10 protein-coding genes and 1 pseudogene are annotated in these 10,102 nt (G+C 36.7%); 3 read left to right on the top strand and 8 right to left on the bottom strand.

Going from position 1 to position 10,102, the window contains the following annotated elements; translation table 11 throughout:
- Positions 1-19 precede the first annotated feature (19 nt).
- From CP357_RS10255 to CP357_RS08565, 7 genes are all read right to left on the bottom strand, one after another.
- The gene (locus CP357_RS10255) at positions 20-157 is read right to left on the bottom strand and encodes a hypothetical protein (RefSeq protein WP_158227267.1); all 138 of its coding nucleotides are present in this window, start codon (positions 155-157) and stop codon (positions 20-22) included.
- Between the two features lie 85 nt (positions 158-242).
- Positions 243-3,233 carry an LTA synthase family protein gene (locus tag CP357_RS08540; protein WP_098037064.1) on the bottom strand — a complete coding sequence of 997 codons (2,991 nt, stop codon included), beginning with the start codon at positions 3,231-3,233 and terminating at the stop codon, positions 243-245.
- Between the two features lie 36 nt (positions 3,234-3,269).
- Positions 3,270-3,887 (bottom strand): glycerol-3-phosphate acyltransferase, encoded by a 618-nt coding sequence (locus tag CP357_RS08545; protein ID WP_025005701.1) that lies wholly within the window; start codon positions 3,885-3,887, stop codon positions 3,270-3,272.
- Positions 3,887-4,993: an LCP family protein gene (locus tag CP357_RS08550; protein ID WP_098037065.1), complete on the bottom strand. Its 1,107-nt coding sequence runs from the start codon at positions 4,991-4,993 to the stop codon at positions 3,887-3,889. The genes CP357_RS08545 and CP357_RS08550 overlap by 1 nt, the downstream gene beginning before the upstream one ends.
- Before the next feature lie 101 nt (positions 4,994-5,094).
- Positions 5,095-5,655: an aldose epimerase gene (locus tag CP357_RS08555; protein ID WP_098037066.1), complete on the bottom strand. Its 561-nt coding sequence runs from the start codon at positions 5,653-5,655 to the stop codon at positions 5,095-5,097.
- Positions 5,656-5,718: 63 nt separating this feature from the next.
- Positions 5,719-6,321 carry a pyroglutamyl-peptidase I gene (gene pcp, locus CP357_RS08560; RefSeq protein WP_098037067.1) on the bottom strand — a complete coding sequence of 201 codons (603 nt, stop codon included), beginning with the start codon at positions 6,319-6,321 and terminating at the stop codon, positions 5,719-5,721.
- A gap of 221 nt (positions 6,322-6,542) precedes the next feature.
- Positions 6,543-7,235: a 2,3-diphosphoglycerate-dependent phosphoglycerate mutase gene (locus tag CP357_RS08565; RefSeq protein ID WP_003630668.1), complete on the bottom strand. Its 693-nt coding sequence runs from the start codon at positions 7,233-7,235 to the stop codon at positions 6,543-6,545.
- A 163-nt stretch (positions 7,236-7,398) separates the two neighbouring features.
- Between CP357_RS08565 and CP357_RS08570 the strand changes: the two genes are divergently transcribed.
- From CP357_RS08570 to CP357_RS08580, 3 genes and pseudogenes are all read left to right on the top strand, one after another.
- Positions 7,399-8,154 (top strand): DUF6612 family protein, encoded by a 756-nt coding sequence (locus CP357_RS08570; RefSeq protein ID WP_098037068.1) that lies wholly within the window; start codon positions 7,399-7,401, stop codon positions 8,152-8,154.
- Between the two features lie 82 nt (positions 8,155-8,236).
- Entirely contained in the window at positions 8,237-9,037 is an 801-nt protein-coding gene (locus CP357_RS08575; protein ID WP_098037069.1) for a hypothetical protein, read from the top strand.
- A gap of 9 nt (positions 9,038-9,046) precedes the next feature.
- Positions 9,047-10,006: pseudogene (locus CP357_RS08580) on the top strand (Gfo/Idh/MocA family protein); the annotation flags it as partial.
- Here CP357_RS08580 and CP357_RS10720 read toward each other — a convergent pair.
- Positions 9,922-10,102, bottom strand: a 181-nt coding sequence (locus CP357_RS10720; protein ID WP_369822791.1) for a hypothetical protein, incomplete at its 5' end; no start/stop codon positions are given. The pseudogene CP357_RS08580 and the gene CP357_RS10720 sit on opposite strands and share 85 nt — an antisense overlap.

The raw sequence follows: 10,102 nt of genomic DNA on the forward strand, positions 1-10,102 counted from the left end.
GGCCCTATCCATCCCCGCATTAAAATACGGGGATTTTCGGGCGTTTTTCATTAAAACTAGTAGTATTCTTTGGATTATATGTACCAGCTTGAACAGTTGTAGCAGAAAGTCCAAGAAGTGCAGCACTTGTTAGTGCCATTGTCATTATCTTTTTCATTTTAATCACCTTTAACACGTTTTTTCTTAGCTACTATTTTACCATTAGACACAAAAAAGACCGAACTTCGTGTTCGGTCTTTTGTTTAGTTATTCAACTTGTAGAAGCCCTTAGCCTTCAAGCCATAAGCTTGACCAGCAGTCATATCGTATTGAACCATTTCGTAGTCATTCAAAATTGCTTGTTGTTCTGAAGTCAATTTCTTAGGATCAACGAAGTGTCCCTTTTGATCAACTAATTGGAAGCCTTTATCACCGTTAAAGTTAATGGTGATTGCAGGAAGCTTCTTGTGAACTTCAGTAAGTAATGCTTGGTAAGGAGTTACCTTAGAATTAGTTTGTTCAAGCATCATTGCAGTGAAGTCGCTAGTGTTGACGTAATTAGTGTTGTGAGTCAACTTCTCCTTAGCACCATGTTCTCTAGCGTACTTGTTAGAGTAAATGAAGTAACGAGTTGAGTGCATTTGAACTGGGTATCTGCCAGTGTAGTTTTGTGACAAGATACTTGGGTAGTGGTCACCGTAGAAGACAATGGTAATTGGCTTCTTGATCTTATCAATTTGACCAATAAACTTCTTAACTGCCTTGTCGGTGTATTGCGTACCCTTGATGTAAGTTGCCATTTGTTCACGAACGGCAGCAGTGTTGAAGAGTTCACCAGATACCTTACCCATGTATTCGTTGTTTGGATACCAGTTGTTGTAAGGCATGTGGTTTTGAATTGAGATCAAGTTAATAAATTGACCACCCTTCATGCTGTTGATTTGTCTCAAACCGTTAGCATAAGTAGTGAAGTCAGAGTTGTAAGTACTCTTACCAAGTTTCTTTTGATCAATGATCTTGTATTTAGAACCAAGGTAAACGAACTTGTTAAACTTAAATCTCTTGTAGTCTTCTACTCTTGAGTAGTAAGTACCAATGAATGGGTGAACAGCTGACTTGTAGTTGAAGTCCATACCAATGGTTGGGTAGAAGTCGTAGTTTGGTACGATTTGTACATATGGAGTCAAGGTTGACTTGAACATACCCATGTTGAATCCGGTCAAAGTTTCCCATTCCATGTTGGCAGTACCACCACCGTAACCGGCACTAAGCATGCTACCGTAAGTAGATCTGTCCTTCATTGATTGAATAAACTTAACTGGGTTTGGAGTTTTTGGATCAATCTTAATTGTTGGGAAAGTATATGGATCAACAAAACTTTCACTCAAGTTGTAGACAATAGTTTGATCCTTTAAAGTATTCTTTCTAGTCTTGTTAATTTCATCAGCAATCTTGCCATACTTTTCATTCAAGTGATTAATCGTAGCCTTGGAGTAATTAGATGGCTTATTCATAATCTGTAAATCGAAGTAGTTCAAGAAGTTCAATAATGGACCGTTAATTTGAATATCACGTTCAGGGTTTCTGAATGATTGCTTGTTATCAAAACCACGGTTGATGTGATAAATGATTCCGCCATCGTGGTTGAAGCGAGCTGGTGTCATAAACAAAAGCAAGCTGAGCAATGCCCAGATACCACGGCGCTTCCATGAACCCTTTTTCTTAATTGGAAACTTGATTTCAAGGAAAACAGTCAAAGCAATTACAATCACTAAAGCAACGGCAATCATAATTACCTTTTGTTGACCAACCATTGGAAGCAAGGTCTTCCAGTTAACAATTTCATCAAGTTCAGTTGGATAAATAGGTTCACCACGAAGGTTAAGCTTGATCTTGTTGGCAATAGCCCAACCAATTGTGATTACGCTGACCAAAACAGTTGAGGTCCAGTAACGCGTAGTAATGAAGTAGAAGATCGCAAACATTGCATCGAGGAAGATAGCCGTCAAAATGATTGCAAAGAATCTAGTTCCGAGCAAGAAAATTACGGCATTGATATCTGTAGCTGTTGTAATTTGAATTCTTAAGTTATCTGATTCAATTAAGAATGAAACAAAACTCAAGATATAGAACCAGCCCCAAGTAAGAAGTCTTACTCGGTTTTCAACTACCCATGCTGTGAAGTTCTTCCAACCATATTCCACAACTTCAGCTAAATTATCATGACTATTGAAGAACTCAACTGTCTTTTTAATCGGCTTTATTCTAAATAAAAAGCGGTTATACAAATAGTTCAGCGCAAGAGCTGCGATCATCATAATGACGATCATCAAGAACTTGTTAAAACCAGCACTATTAGTAAAGCGGAATGATCTTACAAACCCACCAATAATTGGTGCGTCCATAAAAATAATTATTGGAATAAAGAAACGCATATCCTTAGCGCTATAGCTAACGATTACTTTTCTAAAGATTAAGAATACTGCCAAGACCATTAAAAATAGAAATGGCGAGGTAGGATTACTTAAAAACTTAGGAGTCCAAGAATAAACTCCACTACGTCCGGATAAACGCTGATACCAGTAGACACCGTTAAATCCCGGAACCCCAATAAACATTACAAAGAATGAAAATACTCCTGCAGCAATTAACCAGCCAAAGACTTTCTTAGGGATCTTAACATTGGCCAAGAACATCCCCCAAGCAAAGTATAAGACGAGGTAAACACCGTAAATGGAGTAGTTAAAGTACATTGTACCTGCACTAGTAGCAAAGCCTACTAATGTCAATGCACTAAGTAGCAACACATTTTGCTTAGTTGTAATTCGGCGTTGCAACTCATACAGATATGGTTGAGCCAAAATACTGAAAATCAATCCAGCTAGTAAAACTGAAGTACTTGTCAAAACTGGGAAGAACACACCCCACAGCTTCCACATGACAAAACTACCTGGTCGCTTAATGAAGTTAGCCAAATACAGAAGTATCAGCGTTACAACTGCAATAATCCAGAATCTGAATGCTTCAGTTGGACGGATTTTCTTTTTGCTGTATACAGCACCAAAAGCCATCGGTACAAGCACTAATGTTGCACTACCTAGCATTCCTGGAATAAATCTCATTAAGGTACTCAATGGCAATCTACCAAAGGTCTTCCCCCATGAAAACATCTGCACTAGCATTAAAAATGCAGCCAAGATTATACAAACAATTTGACCAACATTCAGTGATTTCTTTTTATTAATCTCACTCATTTTCCTAGTCTATGTCCTTACTAAAATTTTCTGTTATTACTTACTCTTAATTCCCAACTTCTTTTTAATTGAATATAAAATATCAACTTTTTTACCATGACCGGTAAAGAAATCAATAATATCATGCCAGAACTTGAAAATCATAATTAAAGTAATCACCAAAAAGACAATTCCTGCTTCTTGATTGTGCCAAAATTCATAAACACTGAATAAAAGCATAAACACAATTGGTGGAATCGTCAAATTTTGCATAATTGCAGTTAATACCAGAGCAATTAGCAAAGTTGCAAATCCTGCCTTCCAATCATAAAAGACCGCTACCTGAGCGGCAACTGCAACACCTTTACCGCCTTTAAAATGATCCCAAATTGGAAAACAGTGTCCTAAAATCAATCCCAGACCAGTATATGCAATATTGATATGTGCTGGGAAAACAAAATACACAATAAACAGAGCAATCAAACTTTTTAGCAAATCGCCCAAACAAGTTAAAATACCCCATTTTTTACCAAAAACAGCCCCCATGTTAGCTGTTCCTGGATTATGTGAACCATATTCTGTAGGGTTTATTTTCAAAAAGATTTTACCAACAACCATCGCTGTCAGAAAATTACCAAAAATATAGCCAATCAGCGTGGCCCAAACTCGCTCCATTAATTATCCCCTTCTCCGGTGTAATCATAGATATGATAATGCTGAATCTTGCCACTCTTAAAACTAAAGCCATTAGCTTTATTTTGTTCATTCTGGAAGGTCTCGTTATTCTGAACAACTTCCTTTTCTAATTCCAACTCTGTGCGCACTAAATCAGAAATTCGTTGCAATTCACTAGTTGGTTGAATTTGATATGCGGCATCCTCAACCTCAGCATTATAGCCATGAAGATAATCACTTGATGAGCTTTTAGCACAATCACGATAATTCATTGCAATTTGTTGTAAAGCACTAAATGGCAAGTTGGTTCGTACATTGTTTGAAACAGAGGTTAGAATTGAATCTAAATTTGATAGTGAACTAATCGAAACAGCCTTTCTAATTAATGTCGTGATGACTTGTCGCTGTCTCTCCTGCCTACCATAATCTCCTCTAGGATCATCGTAACGCATTCTCGAGTAAGCAAGTGCTCCGGCACCACCCATATGGGTTAATTTGCCTTTCTTAAAGACATAACCGCCATATTCAAAGCTAAGCGTTGGTCGAATATTAATGCCGCCAACATAACGAATCATTTTCATGATCCCGCCCATATTAACTACAGCATAATATTTAACAGGCACATTAATTAATTCAGAGACAGTGTCCATTGCCATTCTTGCTCCGCCTATCTCATAGGCAGCATTAATTTTTTCTACCCCAAACTCATCTGTACCAACCATTTGCGCCATCGTATCACGTGGAATAGAAACCAACGTATAGTGCTTCTTAGCAGGGTTAACTACAGCTAAAATCATGGTATCAGTTCGTCCACGCTTTTCTGTTCTATGAAGAGCACCAGTATCGGTTCCCATCAATAAAACAGCAAAACGTTTTTTCCCATTAAATTCACCTGTAGTTTTCACTGCAGTTTGCGGATCATAGGTTTTATCAACAGCGTTCTTTGTTCGGAAATATACAGAAGCAAAATAAGCCGCGGTCGCAACTACTGCTACTAAGACTATTATCCCCGTGACCCACGCCCAAACATGGCGCTTTTTATATTTATGATTTTGCAATCGAGTCTCTGTCGGGTGATTTCTATACTCTTTTCTACTTTTCTTCATAAATCATACCTATATGTAAATTCACATTGAGTGTATTATAACAAAAAAAGCAAATCATCGCTGACTTGCTTCCTACATCTTATTAAAATCGTTACTTATTTTTACTTTAGTGTCAATGTAATCTCAAAATTGCGGCTACTTTCAGCCTCTAATTCAATTTTATCAGTAAAAGCAGTAACTTTACCATCTTCTGCGGCTAACTTAAAATCAGTTGAAGTAATATCTATTCCATGTTCTTCATTGATTAAACTAATTTTGTTAACGCTGCTCTGACTTTGCCAAGTACTTGGCAATACAAAACCTAATGAAAATGGTAATTCCTTATGTGATGAATTCTTTAGATAAAATGATATCTTTAATTGATTGCCCTCCAAAGCATATGTTGTCATCACTTCAAAATGATATGGAAAACTTTTATAGCTTTCCGGTGTATCAATTAAAGTCAAACTGACTCGAGTATCACCTTTATCTACGACAGTCCAGGGCAGTTTGCTAGCCCAGTTATTGCCTTGATCAAGCACTGGAAAAGCAATTGCCATACCCTCTTCAGTCCCATTTTCGCCGAGATAATCATAATTATCATTAATAGATACAAGATGGACCATTTTGGCCCCATTCTCATCGACAGAGACTTGTAAGAGAGAATTATCAATTGTTTGCATATTTTTCTCCCCACTTTAATTCCATTGACAAAAATAGCACTTAAAAGGGGTAACTGTCAATTTTTAACACATTGCAGCCGCTTTTATGGCCGCTGTCAGCCCGACTACCATATTCTCTAAACTCATTGAAGGATAACGTCCATTCTTAGTCTGACTTGGCAAATATGGAATATGAATAAAGCCGCCCTTTAAATCAGGATAATCGTGATGAATTAAATATTGAATTTCATAAAAAAGATGATTGCAGACATACGTCCCCGCAGAATTTGAAATTTGTGCAGGGATTCCGGCATGACGAATGTCAGTTACCATCTTTTTAATTGGCAATTGGGTAAAATAGCCATCTAATCCGTCTGCTTGAATTTTACCTTCTTTAGGACCTTTACCAGAATTGTCAGGAGTTGAACCCGATTGAAAATTAATTGCTATTCTTTCGGGCGTAATAGCACCGCGACCACCTGCCTGTCCTACATTAATCACCATCTCAGGATTTTCTTTTTCAATCGCTTTCTTTACGACATCAGCACTTTGATAAAAAATAGTAGGAACTTCTAACTTAATTATTTTGTTACCAGCTATTTCATTAGGTAATCTTTTTACAGCTTCAATTGCAGGATTAATTTTCTCTCCGCCAAAAGGATCAAAACCGGTTACTAATATTTTCATATCGTTCCTCTTTCCTTAGAAAAAAATGGTAAATTTTCTTTATTTATAATATAATATACTTGTTCCAAAAAATTATGAAACTAAATGTTTAAAAAATAGTTTTTGGGGCAAGTTGATAAAATAGAGCATCCCTCTTGGGGTGCTTTTTTTTCCTAAAAAATACAAAATAAAAAGGAGCTTCTTGCAAAGTTCCTTTTTTGTGTGAATAACCATTAATTAAATTAGTCGTCCAACTTTTCCTTGTTAACAACATCCAAGTTTTCGTCGAATGTGTAAACAACTGGTTCACCAGTCTTCATTTCAAGGTTCATGATGTCGTCATCAGAAATGTTTTCGATGTACTTAGTTAAAGCACGAAGTGAGTTACCGTGAGCTGCGATAATTACGTTCTTGCCGTCAAGTAAGTCTGGAGCAATGTGATCTTCCCAGAATGGCATTACACGGTCAAGACATACGTGTAAGTTTTCTGCCTTAGGAACGATGTGTGGGTCCAAGTTTGCGTAACGACGGTCATGTGCTTGACTGAATTCATTGTCATCATCAATAGCTGGTGGCAAAACATCGTATGAACGACGCCAAATGTGAACTTGTTCATCGCCGTACTTTTCAGCAGTCTTCTTCTTGTTCAAACCTTGAAGAGCACCGTAGTGACGTTCGTTAAGTCTCCAAGTCTTCATTTCTGGAATCCAGAGTTGGCCACTTTCTTCCAATGCGAAGTGCAAAGTCTTGATGGCACGAGTTAATAATGAAGTGTAAGCTTGATCAAATTCAAGACCGTGTTCCTTGATTAAACGACCAGCCTTCTTAGCTTCTTCAACACCTTTTTCTGAAAGGTTAACATCAACCCAACCAGTAAATTGGTTTGAAAGGTTCCATTCACTTTGTCCGTGACGGATTAAAACTAATTTTGACATGAAATATCTCCTTTTAAAATTCAATGTTTCATCCATATTTTACACATTTCACAGTTTTTTTCATAGAGAAATGAGTAAAAAACATCTTTTTTTGATGTTCACTTTCTATTATCTTCTTTTTTATGTTACTTTTAAGTAAAATATTCAAAAAGAAGTGTAAAAAATGAAATTTATGAATAAAAAACTAATTTTAGGCTTAGTTGCCTTATTAGCATTATTTTTATCCGCTTGCTCGCAAAAAAGCGCTAAATCTGGCGACAACTTGCCGAGCGCCAAAACTATTTTAACTAAAGCACAAAAAGCAAATTATAATTCGATGCATGCCACTTGGGACGAAAAAAGCAATGGCAAAACTTTACAAAAGGCTGCGGTTGAATATACAACTAAACCTACGATCATTTATGCCGATGTTTCCGCAACTTCTAATTACTATAAAATGTGGGTTGAAGGAAAAAATAGCTACATTCAAATGAAAGGCACCAACAGCAGTCACTGGTTTAAGACCACTACTAAGGCTGGCACCTATTCATCATTCATCCAAAGCTTAAATGGCAACTTGTTAACTCCATTTATTCCTTTGCACAAACAATTTAAAGTCAAAAAGAATGACAACAATTATGCCCTTATTTATAAAGGAAACAACAAAAGAGTTTGGAACGCGATCGTGTCTGATGCGGCAGTCACAACTTTAATCGGAATTGATATTGATGATATAAAGCCAATCAATACTGAAATTCAGGTCGACGTTGATAAAAATTACAATGTCAATGATGTAAAAATTGTTTCTAGCTACAAAGATGATGGGCAAAAGAAGACTTTAACTATGAATGTAGATCAAATTGATCAAATTAAGAAATTGTCCGTTCCTAGTGCAGTTAAAAAGAATTCCGTAGATTTAGGAAAATTAGATAAAAAATAATTAATATAAAAAAGCTCTAATCTAAGCATAGATTTGGGCTTTTTCGTTATAATAGAAATAGTTATTTAGGAGATTTTTTATTATGAAATTAAAAAAAACAATTATCGGTATAGCATTAGCCGCTGTCTTTTTACTCAGTGGCTGTAGCCAAAAAGAAAAGAAAGCTGATCCTGTTTTAAACAAAACTCAGGTAGTTCAAAAAATGAAAAAGGGCTTCAAGAGTGGTCAAGTTATTCAATCAGTTACTCTTGGCACTGACACTTCTAACCAAGCAGCTATTGCCAACACCACATTTGGCGGTGACTCAACGGTTTACCATATAACCAATCAAACTTCTAGCAAGGGCAAGACCCGCTCTAGCGAAGAATGGGTTAACATGAACAACGTTTATATCAATGGTCGTGACACTTGGTATAAAGCTGATCTAGAGAAATTAACCGGACACTCATACGCCGATTTAACTGATGCAATTATGAATAATCACTTGATCACTAATCCTAGTGCTGAGTTGATTAAAGCTTACAAGTTAAAGCGCAATAAAAACACCTACACTTTAATTGCTAAAATAAGTGATAAAGCTTTGATGAAAAAAGCAGCTACTCCTATCTTTGATACTACTCCACAAAGCACAGGTCAAGCTAAAGTGTTTAAGCAAATTCAAAAATTAGGCAAATACAAATCAATGACGGTTAAGGCGGTAGTGAAAAACAATAAATTAGCTACCTTTAACGTCTTCGTTAACATGAAGCTTGGCAAAATGATGACAGTCAAGGTCGGTCAAAGCTATGGCAACTTTGGTAGTCACGACTTCTTAAAGGTTCCAACTAACGCTACGAACGCTAAAAATTTGCCAACTACTGACAATAATAAGAAAAAGAAATAGGTATTCACGATGAAATTAGGAATTATCGGCAGCGGCATGATTGTTCAAGACTTTTTAACTACTGCTGATCAAATTGATAACTTAGAATTAACCGCAATTTCTTCAACCAAGCGTAGCGCAGGCATCGCGCAAGAATTAGCACAAAAATACAATATTTCTCAAACCTATACTGACAATGAAAAATTAATGTCAGATAGCAACGTTGATACGGTCTATATCGGCGTGCCTAATTTCTTGCACTACTCGCTAGCTAAGCTTGCACTTGAACATGGCAAAAATGTCATCTGCGAAAAGCCATTTGTATTAAGTACAGCTGAAGCCGAAGAATTAAAGCGATTGGCCGATGAAAAAGATTTAATTATCGTTGAAGCTATCACTAATATCTACTTAGAAAACTACAAAAAGATCAAAGAAGAATTAGATAATATTGCTCCAATTCATATCGTTTCTTTAAATTATACGCAATACTCTAGCCGTTATGACGCCTTCCTTGAAGGTAAGATTGCTCCCGTTTTTGATCCGAAAAAAGATGGCGGCGCCTTGATGGACTTGAATATTTACAATATCCACCTTGCCGCTGGACTGCTCGGGTTGCCTGATAAGGTAAAATACTACGCCAACATGCAAAAAGGCATTGATACATCGGGTATCCTGCATCTTTCTTATCCTGATAAACAAGTAACTTTGATCGGTTCAAAGGACAGTTATGTAACGCCACGTTCGTTCATTGAAGGCGAAAAAGGCAGCATTTATTTTGACGGTTCAACTGGTACGCTTGATAACTTTACCGTCGAAATGCGTGGACAAAAACCGAAGCGTTACAACTTTAATAAATATCCACATCGCATGGCAAGTGAGTTCACTGCATTTGCCGAGATGATCGATCAACATGATGTTCGGAGAGCTGATGAAGCGTTTGTCAATACTTTGGAAACAATGCAGATTTTAACTGCAGCTAAAAATTCAGTTGAATAATGTGAAGTGTCTGGGAAAAAACTAACTTTCAGATACCAAAAGACGATCAATCCAACTCTTAATTTGAGTTGCTTGACCGTCTTTTTCTTG

Source organism: Lactobacillus sp. UMNPBX6, from assembly GCF_002553975.1.
GTDB lineage: Bacteria > Bacillota > Bacilli > Lactobacillales > Lactobacillaceae > Lactobacillus > Lactobacillus gallinarum.

What these genes read in the sequence shown, in the direction of transcription:
- CP357_RS08540 (WP_098037064.1), bottom strand. Translation starts at nt 3,233, where the DNA reads ATGAGTGAGATTAATAAAAAGAAATCACTGAATGTTGGTCAAATTGTT.
- CP357_RS10255 (WP_158227267.1), bottom strand. Translation starts at nt 157, where the DNA reads ATGAAAAAGATAATGACAATGGCACTAACAAGTGCTGCACTTCTTGGA.
- CP357_RS08565 (WP_003630668.1), bottom strand. Translation starts at nt 7,235, where the DNA reads ATGTCAAAATTAGTTTTAATCCGTCACGGACAAAGTGAATGGAACCTT.
- CP357_RS08550 (WP_098037065.1), bottom strand. Translation starts at nt 4,993, where the DNA reads ATGAAGAAAAGTAGAAAAGAGTATAGAAATCACCCGACAGAGACTCGA.
- CP357_RS08555 (WP_098037066.1), bottom strand. Translation starts at nt 5,655, where the DNA reads ATGCAAACAATTGATAATTCTCTCTTACAAGTCTCTGTCGATGAGAAT.
- CP357_RS08570 (WP_098037068.1), top strand. Translation starts at nt 7,399, where the DNA reads ATGAAATTTATGAATAAAAAACTAATTTTAGGCTTAGTTGCCTTATTA.
- CP357_RS08545 (WP_025005701.1), bottom strand. Translation starts at nt 3,887, where the DNA reads ATGGAGCGAGTTTGGGCCACGCTGATTGGCTATATTTTTGGTAATTTT.
- CP357_RS08575 (WP_098037069.1), top strand. Translation starts at nt 8,237, where the DNA reads ATGAAATTAAAAAAAACAATTATCGGTATAGCATTAGCCGCTGTCTTT.
- pcp (WP_098037067.1), bottom strand. Translation starts at nt 6,321, where the DNA reads ATGAAAATATTAGTAACCGGTTTTGATCCTTTTGGCGGAGAGAAAATT.